Origin of the sequence: Enterobacter cloacae complex sp. ECNIH7 (genome assembly GCF_002208095.1) — a bacterium.
In the GTDB taxonomy this organism is placed as follows: Bacteria; Pseudomonadota; Gammaproteobacteria; order Enterobacterales; family Enterobacteriaceae; genus Enterobacter; species Enterobacter cloacae_M.
Genome location: NZ_CP017990.1, coordinates 1,280,884 through 1,299,544, shown reverse-complemented (window position 1 = coordinate 1,299,544; position 18,661 = coordinate 1,280,884). Strand labels below are relative to the sequence as shown.

15 protein-coding genes and 1 pseudogene are annotated in these 18,661 nt (G+C 59.8%); 8 read left to right on the top strand and 8 right to left on the bottom strand.

The genetic code is table 11. The annotated features are described in order from the left end of the window. Positions 1–28: 28 nt before the first annotated feature. Positions 29–823, top strand: coding sequence for an AraC family transcriptional regulator (locus WM95_RS06325; protein ID WP_088544697.1), 795 nt, complete (start codon positions 29–31; stop codon positions 821–823). Here WM95_RS06325 and WM95_RS06320 read toward each other — a convergent pair. Beyond that, positions 820–1,710 carry an oxidoreductase gene (locus tag WM95_RS06320; protein WP_063408942.1) on the bottom strand — a complete coding sequence of 297 codons (891 nt, stop codon included), beginning with the start codon at positions 1,708–1,710 and terminating at the stop codon, positions 820–822. The genes WM95_RS06325 and WM95_RS06320 overlap by 4 nt on opposite strands. A gap of 105 nt (positions 1,711–1,815) precedes the next feature. Here WM95_RS06320 and WM95_RS06315 point away from each other — a divergent pair, with 105 nt between their 5' ends. Next, on the top strand, positions 1,816–2,937 hold the full coding sequence (locus tag WM95_RS06315) for a YbdK family carboxylate-amine ligase (RefSeq protein WP_029741715.1): 1,122 nt from the start codon (positions 1,816–1,818) through the stop codon (positions 2,935–2,937). Here WM95_RS06315 and WM95_RS06310 read toward each other — a convergent pair. The 3 genes from WM95_RS06310 to WM95_RS06300 form a co-directional block, all read right to left on the bottom strand. Continuing rightward, positions 2,867–6,022 (bottom strand): efflux RND transporter permease subunit, encoded by a 3,156-nt coding sequence (locus tag WM95_RS06310; RefSeq protein ID WP_063408943.1) that lies wholly within the window; start codon positions 6,020–6,022, stop codon positions 2,867–2,869. The genes WM95_RS06315 and WM95_RS06310 overlap by 71 nt on opposite strands. Before the next feature lie 9 nt (positions 6,023–6,031). Then, positions 6,032–7,096: an efflux RND transporter periplasmic adaptor subunit gene (locus tag WM95_RS06305; protein WP_063408944.1), complete on the bottom strand. Its 1,065-nt coding sequence runs from the start codon at positions 7,094–7,096 to the stop codon at positions 6,032–6,034. Positions 7,097–7,203: 107 nt separating this feature from the next. Further along, on the bottom strand, positions 7,204–9,912 hold the full coding sequence (locus WM95_RS06300; protein WP_063408945.1) for a cation-transporting P-type ATPase: 2,709 nt from the start codon (positions 9,910–9,912) through the stop codon (positions 7,204–7,206). Between the two features lie 488 nt (positions 9,913–10,400). Here WM95_RS06300 and WM95_RS06295 point away from each other — a divergent pair, with 488 nt between their 5' ends. Further along, a complete protein-coding gene (locus WM95_RS06295; RefSeq protein WP_013097677.1) occupies positions 10,401–10,649 on the top strand; it encodes a DUF1158 domain-containing protein in 249 nt (82 codons plus the stop codon). 56 nt (positions 10,650–10,705) lie between these two features. On the opposite strand, the gene WM95_RS06290 is transcribed toward WM95_RS06295, so the two are convergent. After that, a complete protein-coding gene (locus tag WM95_RS06290; RefSeq protein WP_047650664.1) occupies positions 10,706–11,047 on the bottom strand; it encodes a RamA family antibiotic efflux transcriptional regulator in 342 nt (113 codons plus the stop codon). Positions 11,048–11,079: 32 nt separating this feature from the next. Further along, positions 11,080–12,183 (bottom strand): MBL fold metallo-hydrolase, encoded by a 1,104-nt coding sequence (locus WM95_RS06285; RefSeq protein WP_063408946.1) that lies wholly within the window; start codon positions 12,181–12,183, stop codon positions 11,080–11,082. Positions 12,184–12,373: 190 nt separating this feature from the next. Between WM95_RS06285 and WM95_RS06280 the strand changes: the two are divergent. The 3 genes and pseudogenes from WM95_RS06280 (at position 12,374) to nfsB (ending at position 14,092) form a co-directional block, all read left to right on the top strand. After that, positions 12,374–12,960 (top strand): annotated as a pseudogene (locus tag WM95_RS06280) (TetR/AcrR family transcriptional regulator). Beyond that, positions 12,950–13,318: an MmcQ/YjbR family DNA-binding protein gene (locus tag WM95_RS06275; RefSeq protein WP_023310662.1), complete on the top strand. Its 369-nt coding sequence runs from the start codon at positions 12,950–12,952 to the stop codon at positions 13,316–13,318. The pseudogene WM95_RS06280 and the gene WM95_RS06275 overlap by 11 nt, the downstream one beginning before the upstream one ends. 120 nt (positions 13,319–13,438) lie before the next feature. Further along, positions 13,439–14,092 carry an oxygen-insensitive NAD(P)H nitroreductase gene (nfsB, locus tag WM95_RS06270; RefSeq protein WP_023310661.1) on the top strand — a complete coding sequence of 218 codons (654 nt, stop codon included), beginning with the start codon at positions 13,439–13,441 and terminating at the stop codon, positions 14,090–14,092. Between the two features lie 27 nt (positions 14,093–14,119). On the opposite strand, the gene WM95_RS06265 is transcribed toward nfsB, so the two are convergent. Then, positions 14,120–14,722: a hypothetical protein gene (locus WM95_RS06265; protein WP_059446531.1), complete on the bottom strand. Its 603-nt coding sequence runs from the start codon at positions 14,720–14,722 to the stop codon at positions 14,120–14,122. 150 nt (positions 14,723–14,872) lie between these two features. Further along, positions 14,873–15,742 carry a helix-turn-helix transcriptional regulator gene (locus tag WM95_RS06260; RefSeq protein ID WP_063408947.1) on the bottom strand — a complete coding sequence of 290 codons (870 nt, stop codon included), beginning with the start codon at positions 15,740–15,742 and terminating at the stop codon, positions 14,873–14,875. 107 nt (positions 15,743–15,849) lie between these two features. Between WM95_RS06260 and WM95_RS06255 the strand changes: the two genes are divergently transcribed. Both WM95_RS06255 and WM95_RS06250 read left to right on the top strand, forming a co-directional pair. Beyond that, on the top strand, positions 15,850–17,286 hold the full coding sequence (locus WM95_RS06255; protein WP_063408948.1) for an MFS transporter: 1,437 nt from the start codon (positions 15,850–15,852) through the stop codon (positions 17,284–17,286). Between the two features lie 65 nt (positions 17,287–17,351). Continuing rightward, positions 17,352–18,593, top strand: coding sequence for a mechanosensitive ion channel family protein (locus WM95_RS06250; RefSeq protein ID WP_033144837.1), 1,242 nt, complete (start codon positions 17,352–17,354; stop codon positions 18,591–18,593). Positions 18,594–18,661: the final 68 nt, after the last annotated feature.

The window sequence follows — 18,661 nt, the reverse complement described above, 5'->3', positions numbered from 1 at the left end:
CAAAAAATACCTAAATGTTGCCATAATCGTGAAGCCTCAACCTGCTACTACGCTGTATGACCCCGACTCTACCGCCAGCCCGGCGGTGGCGCGTCATCTGGACTTCATGGACTACGCCGCGGAAGTGCCGGTGCATACCCACCGCAAGGGGCAGCTGATTATTGCCCGATACGGCGCGGTTAGCTGTTACGCGGAGAATGACATCTGGATCGTGCCGCCGGACTGCGCCGTCTGGATCCCCGGCGGGATCCCGCACAGCGCCAAAGCGACCTGGAACGCGCATCTCAACTATCTGTTTATTGAGCCCGGCGCGGCGGCGCTGCCGGAAAAATGCTGCACGCTGGCGATCTCGCCGCTGATTAAGGAGCTGGTCGAACGTCTGACGCGCGAAAGCGTGGATTATCCCGCCGACGGGCACGTCGCGAGGCTGACCCGGGTCACGCTGGACGAGCTCGCCAGCATGCCGCAGCAGAGGCTAAGCCTGCCGGTCTCAACCAATCCGAAAATTCGCGCCATGGCGGACGCGCTGGTCAGCCGCCCTGAGGACAGAAGCACCCTGAAGGAGTGGGCGAAACGGCTCGCCCTCAGCGAGCGCTCGTTTGCCCGCCTGATGCAGCGCGAAACCGGGCTGAGCTTCGGGCGATGGCGCCAGCAGCTGCATTTGATTATTGCCCTGCGGGAGCTGGCAAGCGGCGTGCCCGTCCAGAACGTGGCAGCAACGCTCGGGTATGAATCCGTGAATGCGTTTATCACTATGTTCCGAAAAGCGATGGGCAGCACGCCCGCCCACTACTTTGCCGAACGGAAAAACAGCGGCCGTTAGCCCGGCCCCTCGCTCCCCGCCGCCAGCAGCGGTACCACCACGTCGCTGATGGGCACCGCAATCCCGTGCTTGCGGCCGTAGCGCTGGATCACGCCGTTGCGGATATCCCACTCCATCGGGCGATCGGCCTGACGGTCGGCCAGGATCGAGGTACCCAGGTCCTCAGGAGCACGCTGGAAGTTCGCCAGGATCTCCTGCGCTACGTCATCGTCCAGCTTCGCCCCTTCGGCGCGGGCAACGGCAAGCCCCTCGCGCAGGTAGGCCAGCGCAAGCTCGCTGATATCCTCGCGCCTGAACATCCCGGCGCGGCGGTTGGAAAGCACCATCAGCCCGGCGACCGCGTTTTGCAGAAGCTTGCGCCAGGCGACGGTGGCGAAATCTGCCGAGAGCTCAACCGCGCAGCGCGTACCGCGAAGCGCCTCCACCACCCGCTGCGCCTGGGGCACGTCCGGCAGCGTCAGGCGCGGCTTCGCCCGCAGCCACACGGAGGCATCCGGCTCGCGCTGGGCCGGGAACCACACCACCGATGGCAGCACCGTCGCGCCGTTTACCCACGGCTCAAGCTGGGCTTTTTGCTCCACGCCGTTTTGCAGCGCGCAGACCACGGTGTTTTCATCGCACAGGGCCCGCAGCCACCCGGCGCTGTCGGCATTTTGCGTCGTTTTTACCGCCACAAAAACGAGATCGACGGGGCGCGTGATGACGGCCGGATCGGTTAATACCGGACCGGGCACCACCGTTTCCCCCTCGTCATGGCGCAGGCGTAATTCCGGATGCGCGGTGCGCCCGCACAGCAGCGGCGTGCGCCCGGCGTCATGCAGCACCGCTGCGATGGTGGTCCCAATTGCGCCAGGCCCAATCAGCGCAATCACTGGATTGTCAGACATGGTTAACTCCCCTTTTCGCTAAGCCTGCTAACAGTTATACCATCCTGAAAAGTGAGCGCCACGTCGTTGTCTATACTCAACACACAACAGACAACGGAGTGCGCCATGCCTTTACCCGATTTCAAGTCCTCTGAACCCTTCACCCTCGGCATCGAACTCGAACTGCAGGTGGTTAACCCGCCGGGCTACGATCTGAGCCAGGACTCCTCCGCGCTTATCGCCGCCGTCAAAGACGACATCAAAGGCGGCGAGGTCAAACACGACATCACCGAAAGCATGCTCGAAATCGCCACCGGCGTATGCCAGAACATCGACCAGGCGGCGGCGCAGTTCTCGGTGATGCAGCAGAGCATCCTGCGCGCGGCGGCGGAGCAGCATATCCAGATCTGCGGCGGCGGGACGCACCCGTTCCAGAAGTGGCAGCGTCAGGAGGTGTGCGACGACGAGCGCTATAACGTCACGCTGGAGCGCTTTGGCTACCTGATTTTGCAGGCGACGGTATTCGGCCAGCACGTGCACGTCGGCTGCCGGACCGGGGACGACGCAATTTACCTGCTGCACGGCCTGTCGCGCTTCGTGCCGCACTTTATCGCCCTGGCGGCCGCCTCGCCGTATATGCAGGGCACGGACACGAAGTTCTCCTCGTCGCGGCTCAACATCTTCTCGGGATTTCCGGATAACGGCCAGATGCCGTGGGTCAACAGCTGGCAAGAGTTCGAGGGGCTGTTCCGCCGCCTGAGTTCCACCAGCATGATCGACAGCATTAAGGATCTGCACTGGGACATCCGCCCCAGCCCGCACTTCGGCACCGTCGAGGTGCGAGTGATGGATACGCCGCTGACGCTCGGCCACGCGATTAACATCGCCGGGCTTATCCAGGCGACCTCGCACTGGCTGCTGACCGCGCGGCCCTATAAGCATCAGGAAAAAGATTTTCTGCTGTACCGCTTTAACCGTTTTCAGGCCTGTCGCTACGGGCTGGAGGGGATCCTGACGGACGTGCACACCGGCGAGCACAAAACCGTGGCGGAAGACATTGCGTGGCTGCTGGAGCAGGTTGCGCCGTCGGCCGAGAAGCTCGGCGCAACGAGCGCAATCAATGAAATTGCCCTGCTGTTAAAGCAGGGCAAGAGCGAGGCGCAGCGCATGCGGGAGTTTATCGCCGACGGTGGCTCGCTGATTTCTCTGGTTCAGAAGCACTGCGAGCTGTGGGCGACGAGTCCGTAAGTCCGTGGCCCCACTCGCGCAGGCGCTGGAACAGCACGAACAGCGCGGGGATAAACACAATCCCCACCACGGTCGCCACCAGCATGCCGCTGAACACCGTGGTGCCGATGATGCGGCGGCTCTGGGCACCCGCCCCGGTCGCCAGCATCATGGGCAATACGCCGATAATGAACGACACGGCGGTCATCATCACCGCGCGGAAGCGGCGCGATGCCCCTTCCCGCGCGGCATCGACAATCGCCATTCCGTCCATGCGCCGCGCGCGGGCGAACTCCACGATCAGGATCGCGTTCTTGGCGGCAAGGGCTATCAACAGCACCAGACCAATCTGCACGTACACGTCGTTGGCGTAGCCCGCCAACCACAGCCAGACCAGCGCCCCGCCGATGGCGAAAAGCACCGAGAGCATCACGCTCGCCGGGAGCGTCCAGCTCTCGTACTGGGCAACGAGGAACAGCCACGCCATCACCACCGCCGCCAGCACGATCCACATCGCCTGATTGCCGGTCTGCTGCTCCTGATACGACATGCCGCTCCAGGCATAGTCGTACCCGGCTGGCAAGTTTTCCGCCAGAATCTCGCCCATCGCCGCCATCGCGGTGCTGCTGCTCACTCCTTCCGCCGCCGAACCGCTCACCGACACGGACGGGAACTGGTTGTACTGCTGCAGGAACGGCGCGCCGACGGTCGGCGTAATGGTGACGAGGTTGCTCAGGCGCACCCGCTCGCCGCTGTTGCTGCGCACGAACAGCTCGCCGATCTGCTCGGCGCGCTCGCGCCACTGCATCTCGTTCTGCATCACTACGTGGTAGACGCGGTTGTTGACGCTGAAATCCCCGGCGCGCGTGCCGCCAAAGGCGGTTTGCAGGCTGCTGAAGATGCGCGACACCGGCACGTCGAGGCGCGCGGCGCGCTCGCGGTCAACGGTCAGCGTCAGCTGCGGCACGTTGCTGCTCCAGGTGGTGAACACGCGACTCAGCTGCGGATGCTGGCTGGCTTTCGCCAGCACTTCACGCGTCACGCGCTCCAGCTCTGCCGGGCTCTGCCCCGCCTGCGCCTGTATGCGCAGGTCGAAGCCGGAGGCGTTGCCCAGCCCCGGCAGCGTCGGCGGCGCGAAGGTCATGATGGTCGCTTCCGGCAGGGCCAGCAGCTGGCGCTGCAGGGTACCCATCACCTCATCCAGCGGCGGACGCTCGCTCCAGTCTTTGAGCATGATGGAGATAAACCCGCCGTTGGAGGCGCTGGTGCCGTTGAGAATGTTAAATCCGGAGACCTGAATCACGTCTTCAACCGCCGGATTTTTAGCGATGAGTTCGCGTGCCGTGTTCATCACCGCTTCGGTGCGCTCCAGCGAGGCCGCCTCCGGCAGCTGAACGCTGGCAAAGAAGTAGCCCTGATCCTCCTGCGGCAGGAAGCTTTTAGGCATCGACGTAAAGCTGAACGCCACCACGACCGCCGCGCCTGCGGTGGCCAGCAGCGCCAGCCACGGGCGAAGGTTGAAGATAGTCACGATGCGGGTGTAGACGCCACGCGTGGCCTCCAGCCCCCGGTTGAACCCACGGAAAATCGCCGCGGGCTGCGCCGGGCGCGGACGCAGCAGCATCGCGCACAGGGCGGGCGTCAGGGTCAGCGCCACCAGGCTTGAGAGCGTCACGGCCGTCGAGAGCGTCACCGCAAACTGGCGGTACAGCTCGCCGACGATCCCCGGCAGGAGCGCTACCGGCACAAACACCGCCAGCAGCACCAGCGTCGTGGCGATGACCGGCCCGGCGATCTGGCGCAGCGCCAGCGCGGTCGCCGCCGTGCGGCTCTGCCCTTCCGCCATCAGCGTTTCGACGCTCTCCACCACCACGATGGCGTCATCCACCACCATGGTCAGCGCCAGAATAATGGCAAACAGGCTGAGGGTGTTGGCGGAGTAGCCGAGCGTGTAGAGCACAGCGAAGGTGCCCACCAGCGATACCGGAATGGCGAGCGCGACAATCAGCGTCGCGCGCCAGCTTTGCAGGAACAGGGAAACGACCACCACAACCGCCAGTAGGGTGAGCGCCAGCGAGACGCCGATCTCTTTAATCGTGGCCGCAACAAATGAGGTGGTGTCGAATTTCACCTCGTAGACCAGGTCGTCCGGGAAGCGCGTCGAGAGGCGTTCCAGCTCCGCGCGCACCGCGTCGGCCACGCGCAGGGCGTTGGCGGACGGCGTCGGGTAGATGCCGAGATAGGCGGAGTCGTGCCCGTTCAGCTGCGCGCCGGAGCTGTAGCTTCGCGAGCCGAGCTCGATGGTTGCGACGTCCTTCAGACGCACCAGCTGGCCCATCTCGCCCGCGCGGATGATGATATCGGCAAAGTCTTCGGCCTGGCTTAAGCGTCCCAGCCCGTTGATGGTCAGAGTCTGCTGCTGGCCGTTAAACACCGGCGGCGTGCCGACCTGGCCTGCCGCCCCCTGCACGTTCTGCTCGCGCAGCGCCTGCGCCACGTCGTCGGTAGTGACGTTCAGGGCGTTCATGCGGTCCGGACGCAGCCAGATGCGCATACTGTAGTCGCGCGCGCCAAACATCTGCACCTGCCCTACGCCCGGCAGGCGGGACAGCGCCTCGCGCACCTGGGTGCTGGCGTAGTTGCTGACGAACAGCGGCGTATGGATGTTGTTCGGTGAGTAAAGACTTACCCCCATCATCAGGTTGGTGGCGCGCTTGCGCACCTGCACGCCGTTTTGCTGCGCTTCGGTCGGGAGCTGCGCCACGGCCTGCGCCACGCGGTTTTGCACGTCGATGGCGGCGAGGTCCGGATCGGTGCCCGCCGCAAAGGTAATGTTCAGGCTGTACGAGCCTTCGTCCGAGCTGGTGGACTCCATGTAGAGCATGTGATCCACGCCGTTCAGCTGGGTCTCCAGCGGCGTGGCGATAGCCTCCGCCACGTCAGCCGAGCTGGCGCCCGGCCAGCTGGCAGACACATTCACCACCGGCGGCGCGATCTGCGGGTACTGCTCCACCGGGATAATCCTCAGCGCAATGGCCCCCACCAGGGAGATGACCAGCGCAATCACCATCGCGAAGCGCGGGCGTTTGATGAAAAACGTCAGCATGATGGCTCCTTAATTCAGTATCTGGACGGCAGCGCCTGGCTGCACGCGCTGCGCGCCGTCAGTAATCGCTCGCTCACCGGACTTCACGCCGGAGGTGATCCGGAACTGCTGGCCGATCTGTCCGGCGATCTTCAGCGGCCGCATTTCGGCTTTTCCGTCGGCGTTAACCACCCAGGCAAAGAACCCGTCGCCGTTCTGCTGGACCGCCGCCGCGGGTAGGGTCAGAACCGACAGCTCGCTGGCCGGGCGCAGCGTCACGTTCACGCTGCCGCCGGGCAACAGCTGATGGCGCGGGTTGGCAAACTCGGCGCGCAGCATCACGCTGGCGGTGCGCGGATCGATGCGGTTGTCCACTGAGGTGAGCTCGCCGCTGACGCGCTGGCCGTTGCTGTCAATGAACGCCTGCCAGGCCTGCTTCATGGCGCTGATATCCGCATGCTGTCCGGCTTTGGTGGCAAATGCGCCCTCTTCCAGAGCAAAGGCGATGCGAATGGGATCGAGCTGCACCACCTCCACCAGCACGCCGCTGGCAGGGTTGACCAGGCTGCCGACGTGGAACCGGCTGTGCCCCACGCGACCGTCGATCGGCGAGGTGATGCGGGTGTAGTTCAGAGTGACATTACGGGTTTCGAGCCGGGCTTTTGCCTGCTCCAGCGCGGCGCTCGCCACGTCCCGCTGCATGCGGGCGTTGTCCACGTCGTGACGGCTGATGGCGTTGCTGCTGCCCAGGCTTTCAAAGCGGGAAAGCTGCTGCTGCGCCTGGCGCAGCGTGGCTTCGGCGCTTCTTACCTCGGCCTGCGCCAGGCGCAGGGCGGCGCGCGGCTCGGCGTCGTCCAGCTCGAACAGCAGGTCGCCTTTTTTCACGTACTGCCCGTCGCGGAAGTGGATTTTGGCGATCGCGCCTTCGGTACGCGCGCGCAGCTCAACGGTGTGGATGGCTTCGATGCGGCCAGGGATCTGGCGCTCGGCGGCGTGGGCGGTCTGCTCCACGGTGGCGACGCGAACGGGGATGGCGGCGGCGAATACGGGTTGCAGGGTGCAGGCGAGAAGTGCGAACAGGAGTGGGAGTTTCATGGGAGTACCTCAGCGTTGTTTCTCCCCTCACCCGGCCCTCTCCCACAGGGAGAGGGAGGTCAGAGTCCCCTCTCCCTGTGGGAGAGGGTTAGGGTGAGGGCAAAAGGTTATGCAGCCTGACGGAACCTGCGGGTCAGTCGCTTCTCGACTTCGACGACGAAGAACATTACGCCCGCCACCGCCAGAGTCACAAACCAGTAGCGCAGCGGCAGGGCTTCGGTGCCGAACAACATCTGCATAAACGGCAGGTAGATAATCGCCGCCTGGAGCAGGAACAGCACGCCCGTCACCAGCCAGATCCCTTTGTTCGCCAGCAGGCCGCGGTTCAGGGAGAACCCTTCGGTGTTGCGGCAGTTAATCATGTACACCCACTGGGCGCAGACCAGCATCTGCAGCAGCACGGTGCGGATGAACTCCGCGCTGTGGCCGCGCGGGGCCAGCCAGGCTTCCAGCGCAAAGGCGGCGATGGCAATCATGGTGCCGACGAAGGCCACGCGCCACACGGCGTAGGCGTCCATCACGTGCTGCCCGGTCTGACGCGGCGGACGGCGCATGATGTTGCGCTCCGCGGCCTCAAAGGCCAGGCCGAAGGAGAGCGTGGCGGAGGTGGCCATGTTCATCCACAGAATCAGCACCGGCGTCAGCGGAATGATGTTCCCCGCCAGCAGCGCAATCACAATCAGCAGACCCTGCGCGAGGTTGGTCGGCATGATGAACAGGATGGTCTTCTTCAGGTTGTCGTAAACGCGACGCCCCTCTTTCACCGCGCTGGCGATGGTGGCGAAGTTATCGTCCGTCAGGACCATGTCCGCCGCCTCTTTGGTCACTTCCGTGCCCTTGATGCCCATCGCGATGCCGACGTCAGCCTGACGCAGCGCCGGGGCATCGTTCACGCCGTCACCGGTCATGCCGACGATTTCGCCCTTGTCCTGCAGCGCTTTCACCAGGCGCAGCTTATGCTCCGGGCTGGTACGGGCGAAGATGTCATACTTCACCGCCGCTTCCGCCAGCGCGGCGTCGTCCATTTTCTCCAGCTCGTAGCCGGTGACCGCCTGCTCGCTGTTGGTGATCCCCAGCATCTGGCCGATGCTCATCGCCGTCTGCGGGTGATCCCCGGTGATCATCTTCACGCGGATCCCCGCCTGCTGGCAGGCGTTAATCGCATCAATGGCTTCCGGACGCGGCGGATCCATCATCCCGGCGATACCGAGGAAGATCAGGCCGTGGCTCAGGTCGTCGTGCGTCAGTTCCTGCTCACCGTTCGCCGGCTTGAACGCCGCGGCGACCATGCGCAGCCCCTGACGCGCATAGCGCTCCATCTCGCTTTCCCAGTACGCGCGGTTGAAGGCTTCCACGCCGTTGCGGGTCTGCTGCTCGGTGCACAGGGAGAAAATCACGTCCGGCGCGCCGGTGATCAGGATCTGCTCCTCACCGCCAATCTGATAGTGGGTGCTCATGTACTTATACTGCGAGTCGAACGGGATCTTGTTAACCAGCGTGGTCATGACCGGCTCAAGGCTGGCCTTCGCCGCCAGCACCTTCAGCGCGCCCTCGGTCGGACCACCGGTGATGCCCCACAGGCCGCGCTCGTCCTGAATCAGCTGGCTGTCGTTACACAGGTCGATGGTGCGCAGGTACTGCTCCAGCACGGTGCCCGGCTGGATGTGGACCGGCTCGTCGCTGCCTTCCAGGTAGATATTGCCTACCGGCTCGTAGCTGTTGCCGTCCACGCGGTAGCAGGCGTCAGCGGTGATAATGGCTTTGACCGTCATCTCGTTCATGGTCAGGGTGCCGGTTTTATCCGAGCAGACCACGGTCATCGCGCCCAGGGTTTCAACCGTCGGCAGCTTGCGGATAATTGCCCGCTTGCGCGCCATCGCCTGCACGCCCAGGGAGAGGATGATGGAGATAATCGCCGGCAGGCCTTCCGGCACGGAGGCCACCGCCAGGCTAATCAGGGAGAGCAGCAGCTCGCCCATCGGGATCTCGCGGAACGCCAGGCTGAAGACAAACAGCGCGGCCATCATCGCCAGGATAATGGCGAAGATCGCTTTACCCAGCTTGTCCATCTGCACCAGCAGCGGCGTGCGGTGCTTTTCGATGCCCGCCATCATCTGGTTGATATGGCCAAGCTCCGTATCCTTACCGGTCGCGGTGACCACGCCTACGCCGCCGCCCGCGCTTACGGTCGTCCCGGAGAAGACCATATTGGTCCGATCGCCCAGCGGCAGTTCACCGCTCAGCGGATTAACGTGTTTATCCACCACGGTGGATTCACCGGTCAGAATCGCCTCTTCCACGCGTAAATTATGCGCTTCGATTAAACGCATATCCGCCGGAATACGATCTCCCGCGCGTAATACAATAATATCGCCCGGGACTATTTCAGTTGTGGGTATCGTTTCGTGGTTGCCGTTACGAATAACGCGCGCCTCGCTGGAGAGCATATTGCGAATACTCTTCAGGGATTTTTCCGCGTTGCTTTCCTGGATATGACCAATTAAAGCATTGATTACCGCCACGCCCAGAATAACCAGCGTATCAACCCAGTGGCCCATGATTGCCGTTAATACGGCGGCGGCCAGCAGGACATAAATCAGGACATCATTAAAATGGGCCAAAAAACGCAGCCAGGCAGGCTTGCCTTTTTTCTCCGGCAGCGCATTGGGGCCATGTTTTTGCAGACGCGCCTGCGCCTCTGCACGGTCCAGACCGCTGGCCTGGCTCTTCATGTGAGCAAGCACCTGCTCTGTGGTCTGCTGATATGCCAGCCCGCCGGAAGGCGGCACGTTTGGGGATAATTTTTTCTCGGTCATCGTATTTTTCCTTCAATATCCGGTGAAAAGAAGCCTGAATTCCTTTCGGGCATAAATAAATTCATTTTAAAGTCTTGCGGGTAAAATTGATCTACCGCAATATAATGACTTCTCGGTTATTCAAAACTGCTTAAAACTATTTTGATGAGCCAATTTTTACAAAATATTTCTAAACCAAATCTAAACGAGGAGGATCCATGTTTGGTATTTATCGCGGGCGTCGCCTGGCGTTATACATTATCGCAGCCATTGTTATTGCCACGTTAATTGGTTATAGCACTTATACATTTGTAAAATTATTTTCTTAACGCAGACATTTATTGACACAACACGATATTAATTTAATTGCCTGCAGAATATTATTTTATTTCTACGATTAACGCGCAGATAACGGTGTTTATTTTTCCGAAATCGGATGGGCGGGTTTATATTGCTTTACGTTCCGGGATGCCGGACAATGACATTTTTAACTGACGATTAACATTACGATGAAACACCCGTTAGAATCGCTGCTTACGGCAGGCGGCATTTTATTGCTGGCCCTGCTCTCCTGCCTGCTGTTACCCGCGCCGTCGCTGGGTCTGGTGCTGGCGCAGAAGCTGGTTCAGACCTTTCATATGGTCGATCTGAACCAGCTTTACACCATTCTGTTCTGCGTGTGGTTTTTACTGCTGGGTGCCATCGAATTCTTCGTCCTGCGTTTCGTCTGGCGCCGCTGGTTTTCACTGGCGTCGTAAGCCAATAAAAAAGCCGGGTGGCGACTTCGCCTGACCCGGCTTGTTTTGGTTTGCGTTCAATGCGTCCGACTGTGGTTCTCCTTGCGGTACGCACCAGGCGGCTGGTTGAACGTGCGGGTGAAGATACGGGTAAACGTCTGCTGCGAGTCAAACCCGTAACGCAGGCAGATGTCGTACACCCGGGCGTCGGATTCACGCAGATCGCGCGCCGCCAGCAGCAGCTTGCGTTCACGGATATAACGCCCCAGACTCTCCCCTTTGTACTGCATAAACAGCCGCTGCAGGTGCCACTTCGAGTAACCCGCGTGGCGGGCAATCTCTTCTATACGTAATGGCTGGTGCAGATTGTCGTCGATCCATTCGACGATAGTGTCGATGACTTGAGCGGAAATGGTCATGCTGCTGTCCCCCTCTGCTTCTCGCTTAAACATTATTCCCACCACGCGCGAAAGGTTTGCGTGGCGTCATTCACCCGGACGGGCTCGCCCAGCGCCGGCGTCAGTAGCCGATAATTTTTATCCTTGCTGGCTTTAGCCAGCTGGATCAGCGGATCGTTCCACGTATGTTTCGCCAGCACGAAGCGTCCGTTATGCCCGGGCACCACGGCTTTCGCGTTCAGATCCACCGAGGCCTGCGCCGTTTCCTCCGGGAGCATGTGGATGTACTTCCAGTCCTGGTCGTACTGGCCGTTTTCCATGATGGCGACATCCACGCCATCAAACTGCTCGCCGATGGCCTTAAAGTGCGGGCCGTAGCCGGAATCCCCGCTGTAATAAACCTTCTGCTCTGGCGTGACGAACATAAAGCTGCCCCACAGGGTTCGATCGCGCTTGATGCCGCGCCCGGAGAAGTGGCGCGCCGGCAGAACGTGCACCGTCAGTTCATCGCTGATGCGTACCGACTGGTTCCAGTCGCGCTCGGCAATAATCTCAGGCTTCATCCTCCAGTAGCGAAGATGGGATCCCACGCCCAGCGGCGTCACCACGCGCTTCACCTTCGGCAGTAGCGCCCTGATGGTGGCGTAATCCAGATGATCGTAGTGATCGTGCGAGATAATCAGCAGGTCGATTTCCGGCATGCTTTCAGCGCGCCACGGATACTCCCCGGCAAAGGCTTTATTCAGAAACGAGAACGGCGCGGCATAGTTGCTGAGCACCGGGTCAATCAGGATGCGTTTGCCCGCGAGCTGCAGGTACCAGGAGGAGTGACCAAGCCACACCAGGGTGTCCTGCTCCAGCGGCAGGCTCGCAAGATCGGTTTTCACCAGCGGCAGCGGCTGGGCCGGGCGCGCGTTTTCGGTTTTTTTGGTCAGAAAATCCCACGTCGCGACCAGCATGTTTTTGTCGCCGTTATAGCCCGGCGTTGGCAGCGTATTGTGGAATTTCCCGTCGCGATACTGGGGAGAGGCCTCCACTTCAGTGAGCTGCTCACCCTGCGGCGGCTGGCCGAATCCGGCATTCAGTACAAACGGTAAACTCGCAGCTGAAGCAATAATCATGATTAACACCACGCAGATGAAGAGAGGTTTGTTCATATCCAGACCCGAAAACGCGCCCCATCCGATAGTTTGCGCGGGGTAAACTTGATTATGAGTGAGTAAGCACTCATTATAGATATGATGATAAAGTCGTCAAGACGTTTTCGATCTTTGACATTCCGCGTTGCAGCGTGTCAAAGCACGTGTTTCAATCAGGGTTTTTATAATTGACAGGGGGAAAAATTTAGTGGCACGTCCGAAGAGTGAAGATAAAAAACAGGCCTTACTGGAAGCCGCAACGGTGGCGTTCGCACAGTCAGGTATTGCCGCCTCAACGTCGTTAATCGCCCGTAACGCGGGCGTCGCCGAAGGGACCCTCGCTACTTTCCCACTAAAGACGATCTGCTGAATGCCCTCTATCTGCACCTGAAGCAGGATCTCTGCCAGGCCATGCTGGCAAACCTCGATCGCACCATCACGCTGCCCAAAGAACATACCCGCAATATCTGGAACAGCTACGTGGACTGGGGTATTCGTAACCCCGTTTCTCATGCGGCGATCCGCCAGATCGGCGTCAGTGAAAAGCTGAGCGCCGAAACGGAACAGGCGGTGAAAGAGATGTTCCCGGAACTCCATGAGCTGTGCCGCCGCTCGGTGCGTCAGGTGTTTATGTCAGATGAATTTAAAACGTTTGGCGATGCGCTTTTCCTATCGCTGGCCGAATCTACGATGGAATTTGCCACTCGCGACCCTTCCCGTGCCGTTGATTTTAAAGCGCTCGGCTTTGAGGTGATGTGGCGCGGGCTTGCCCAGGAAGAGAACGATGGACAGTAAAGCATTGCAGGAGCATGCAAAACGCGTGGCGCTGGAGCTGCCGTTCACCGAACACTGCTGGCCGTTCGGCCCCGAGTACGACGTGTTTAAGGTGGGCGGGAAAATTTTTATGCTGATGGCCACCGTACGTGGACGACCGCACGTCAGCCTCAAGTCAGACCCAGAAAAATCCTTGTTAAATCAGCAAATTTATCGCGGCGTTGAGCCGGGCTATCACCTCAATAAAAAACACTGGATTTCGCTTTACGGCACTGACGACATCACACCTGAACTGGTCGCCGACCTGATAGCGGATTCGTGGAATCTGGTGGTCGATAAGCTGCCGAAAAAAGACCAGAAGTGGATCCGGCCGGTCTGATTGTTCGTCTGAGACGAACAGATTAAGCGCTCGAATTGCACTTATCTTTTTCCGCGTCCCGCTGTAATCTGCTTTCCTTTCGCGCCCGCGAGCGGGCGAATTTCATCACCAGGAGTTGTTATGGATATCATTTCTGTCGCCCTGAAACGCCACTCTACCAAGGCGTTCGACCCAGCCAAAAAACTGACCGCAGAAGAAGCGGAGAAAATCAAAACCCTGCTGCAGTACAGCCCGTCCAGCACCAACTCCCAGCCGTGGCACTTCATTGTAGCCAGCACCGAGGAAGGAAAAGCGCGCGTGGCAAAATCCGCCGCGGGCACCTATGTGTTCAACGAACGTAAAATGCTGGATGCTTCCCACGTGGTAGTGTTCTGCGCGAAAACCGCGCTGGATGACGCCTGGCTGGAGCGCGTCGTGGATCAGGAAGAGGCCGATGGCCGTTTCAACACGCCGGAAGCCAAAGCCGCAAACCACAAGGGCCGCACCTATTTCGCCGACATGCACCGCGTGGATCTGAAAGATGACGACCAGTGGATGGCGAAGCAGGTTTACCTGAACGTCGGTAATTTCCTGCTGGGCGTAGGCGCGATGGGTCTGGACGCGGTACCGATTGAAGGTTTCGACGCCGCCATTCTCGACGAAGAATTTGGCCTGAAAGAGAAAGGCTTTACCAGCCTGGTGGTGGTACCGGTTGGCCACCACAGCGTGGAAGATTTCAACGCCACGCTGCCGAAGTCTCGCCTGCCGCTGAGCACGATTGTAACCGAGTGCTGAACAAAACGGGCCGCGCAATGCGGCCCGTTACGCTTTACTGATGACTAACCTGCGATGTGGATGGACATCGCGATCGTATCCCCAGGCAAACGCAATCCAGCGCTCTTCCAGCTCGGCGTATGAACTCACCGGTGTTAAGTGCCACTCTTCGCCTACCGTACCGTCCGCCACGCTTATCTGATAATTCATACTGAACGCCCAGTCGATCATACGTAACCAAAACCGCTGCCCGTCTCCGGTTTGCTCGCTGTCAGAAACCACAATGTCGTATTCGCTTAGCACCCACTGGAAGAAGGATTGTGGTAAACCACTGATGACACGCTGATGAACCGCGCGTGGCGTACGCCAGACCATAACCTGTGTCGCAGCCCCGTGGGGAAAAGTAATTTCTTTATGAAACGTCAACTTAACGGCATACGCCGTATAAGGTTTTCCGTCGTCGGTAGTCACGAGACGATATTCATCGCCATAAAGCGATTTTAACAGGCGATATCCCACAGGCAGCATAAATCCGGGCAGGTGAAAATCCACCGTGCCTCGCGCAAGAAACGCTTCAGTATGTTCGACGTTTCGGGAGATAAGGCCTAATTTTTGGCTGAAATCTGCGGAATCAATCATCAGTGGCGACATGGTGGTTTCTCATGGCGTGAGTATAGACGACTTAACACCCCATCGAAATGATGTCGATTCATTCGAGGGGTTTACGTTAAACCCCAACTTACACCTGTTTCATCCATTCAGCAGACTCGGCTCTTACTCCCTGAAAGCACCTCGCAAAACTTATTTCCCCTGCTCCGCCAGCCATTCCATCGCCCTCTCTCCGGCTTCATCCACCGGCAGATACACCAGCAGTCGCGAGCCGTTTCGCGGCGCAGAGTACCAGTACATCTGCTGAAGCGTAAAATCCCCCAGCTCGGGATGAGTAAACAGTTTGAGCTGGTTCTCCACGCCGCGCACGTCGTTGCGCTGGTGCCACAGGGTTTTGAACTCTTCGGACACCGCAAAGAAGCGCGCCAGTTTGGCCTCCCACAGCGGGTCGCCCCGGTGTTCGGCCATCGCCGCGCGGAAATAGGAGACGAATATCGGCAGCACATCGTCGCGTCTGCCGAGACGCGCGCGCCACGCCGGGTGGGTGAGAAACAGGTAAATACAGTTACGGTCTTCCGGCGGGATTTCATTGAAATCGACGCCCATCAGGTGCCCGAAGCTGTCGTTCCACGCCACGATGTCGAAATTGGGCTTCTGGATGCTGGCGGGTTTCGGCAGCAGGGTGTCGAGCAGGCGGCGTGTGCCCTCGCTGATGCCCTCGCAGCAGACCGCCTGCGGCGCTTCGCCCGGCGGTAACCCCGCTAACAGAAACAGGTGTCGGGCCTCAGTCGGGGTACACTGCAGCGCTTTTGCCACAGCGGCCATCACCGCGCTGGACGGATTGACGTCCCTGCCCTGCTCCAGCCAGGTGTACCAGGTCACGCCCACGTCAGCGAGCATCGCCACCTCTTCCCGGCGCAGACCCGGCGTGCGGCGACGACCGCTGCGCGGCAGGCCGAGACGCTGCGGATCGAGGCTTTCGCGTCGCGCGCGTAAAAATGCCCCCAGCTGTTTTCGGGTGTCATCCTGAAGTGAGACGACGGGTTCAGACATCAAGGCCATAAATCCCCCTGCATGGTAGTGCCAGTACCAGTATAAGCAAGAACTGGTACCCGTTTATCAGATGGTTGATGCTACGACCATCTGTTGAATGACGCAATGGAGTTACCATGAATACGTCAGTTGTTTCACCGGGCCGCGCTGGCCTGATATTGCTGCTAACCGGCCAGATGCTGCCGATGATTGATACCTCAATCACCAACGTCGCGCTGGACGCCATCACCCATTCGCTGAACGCCACCGCCACCGAGCTGGAGCTGATTGTCGCCCTCTACGGCGTGGCCTTCGCCGTCTGCCTCGCGCTCGGCAGCAAGCTGGGGGACAACTTTGGCCGTCGGCGTCTGTTCATGTGGGGCGTCGCGAGCTTTGGCCTGGCCTCGCTGCTCTGCGGGATGGCGGGGAACATGGAACAGCTGCTGGCCGCGCGCATCGTTCAGGGGGCGGGAGCCGCACTGATCGTGCCGCAAATTCTTGCCACGCTGCACGTGACGCTGAAAGGTACGGCGCACGCTAAGGCCATCAGCCTGTTTGGCGGCATCGGCGGGATTGCGTTTATCGTCGGCCAGATGGGCGGCGGCTGGCTGGTGTCGGCGGATATCGCCGGGCTGGGCTGGCGTAACGCCTTCTTTATCAACGTGCCGATCTGTCTGGTGGTGCTGGCGCTGAGTCGCCATTTCGTACCCGAAACCCGTCGCGAGACGCCGTCACGCATCGACTGGACCGGAACCGTGCTGCTGGCGATCATTCTTTGCTGCCTGCTGTTCCCGATGGCGCTCGGCCCACAGTGGCATTGGTCGTGGCCGCTGAAGGTTATGCTTCTCGCCATTATTCCGCTGGGCTGGCTGACGGCGCTGAATGCGCGCAAAAAGGAGCGTGAGAATGCCCACCCGCTGATCCCGCCGCGCCTGCTGCAGCTTCGCAGCGTTCGCTTTGGCATTCTGATTGCGATGCTCTTTTTCAGCGTCTGGTCCGGGTTTATGTTCTGTATGGCGCTGACCATGCAAACCGGTCTGGGGATGGCACCGTGGCAGTCCGGAAACAGTTTTATCGCGCTGGGCGTTACCTACTTTATTTCGGCGTGGTTCGCGCCGCGACTGATTGCTCGCTACAGCACCAGTACCATTCTGCTGACCGGTCTGGCGATCCAGATTGCCGGCCTGCTGGCGTTGATCGCCACGTTCCGCGTCTGGGGAATGGAGAATACCGCCCTGACGCTGGCGCCCGCGACCGGGCTGGTCGGCTACGGGCAGGCGCTGATCGTGAACAGCTTCTACCGCATCGGGATGCGCGATATTCAGCCTGACGACGCGGGGGCCGCGAGCGCCATTCTCAGCACGCTGCAGCAGGCCGCGCTGGGGCTTGGCCCGGCCATTTTCGGCGCGATTTTGCTGCACGCGCTGCAGAACCATCACGGGGATTACACCCAGGCGGTGAACGTCTTCCTGATGGTGGAAACGGCGATGATGGTGGTGCTTGCCCTGGCGACGCTGCGCATCCGCCATCGCCTGTGCCTGCCGGTGGTAAAGGTCTGCCAGGCCACCAAATAAGCCCGTGAATTTGCATAATAGATCCGCAGCCGCCATTATGGGGCTGCATCAATACAGGAGACGTTATGCAGGAATTAATTGCTCAGGTTGAAGAGTTAGGCATTGAAATTAATCACACCACCTCTTTAGTGATTATCTTTGGTATTATTTTTCTTACCGCCATCATCGTTCATTTTATTCTGCACAAAGTGGTGCTTCGCGCGTTCGAAAAACGCGCGCAGGCCAGCAGCCATTTGTGGCTGCAGATCATTACCCAGAATAAATTATTTCACCGTCTGGCCTTCACCCTTCAGGGGATAATCGTCAACGTTCAGGCGGTACTGTGGCTGCAAAAAGGCAGCGAAGCGGCGGAAATTCTCACAACTTGCGCAAAGCTGTGGGTCATGGTGTATGCCCTGCTCTCCTTCTTCTCGCTGCTGGACGTGATTTTTAATCTGTCGCAGAAAATGGCCACCGCATCACAGCTGCCGCTGAAGGGGATCTTCCAGGGCATCAAGCTGGTGAGCGCCATCCTGGTGGGAATACTGATTATCTCTCTGCTGATCGGCCAGTCCCCGGCGATTCTGATCAGCGGTCTGGGCGCCATGGCCGCCGTTCTGATGCTGGTGTTTAAAGACCCGATACTCGGACTTGTGGCGGGGATTCAGCTTTCCGCCAACGATATGCTCAAGCTCGGCGACTGGCTGGAGATGCCGAAATACGGTGCCAACGGCACGGTGACGGACATCGGTCTGACCACCGTTAAAGTACGCAACTTCGATAATACGATTACAACCATTCCGACGTGGGCCCTGGTCTCCGACGCCTTTATCAACTGGAGCGGCATGTCGGCCTCCGGCGGGCGACGCATTAAGCGCAGCCTGAATATTGATACCACCAGCATTCATTTTCTCGACGAGCAGGAACAGCAGAAACTCATTCAGGCGAAGCTGCTGAAGCCCTATCTGGCCGCGCGACATGAGGAAATTAGTCTGTGGAATCAGAAGAACGGTGAAGGGGAGTCGGTATTAAACCTGCGTAAGATGACCAATATTGGTACCTTCCGCGCCTACCTGAATGAATATCTGCGCAACCACCCGCGCATTCGCAAAGATATGACGCTGATGGTGCGCCAGCTAGCGCCTGATGCGAATGGTTTGCCGATTGAAATATACGCCTTCACCAACACGGTGGTTTGGGCAGAATATGAGGAGATTCAGGCCGACATCTTCGACCATATTTTCGCGGTGGTGGATGAATTTGGGCTGCGTATTCACCAGTCCCCGACCGGAAACGATATTCGCTCGTTGACCCTACAGCATCGGTAAGGTGGGTTGCCGGGCGTGAAGGCAGGTGCAGTCTGGTGCCCTCACCCCGGCCCTCTCCCACAGGGAGA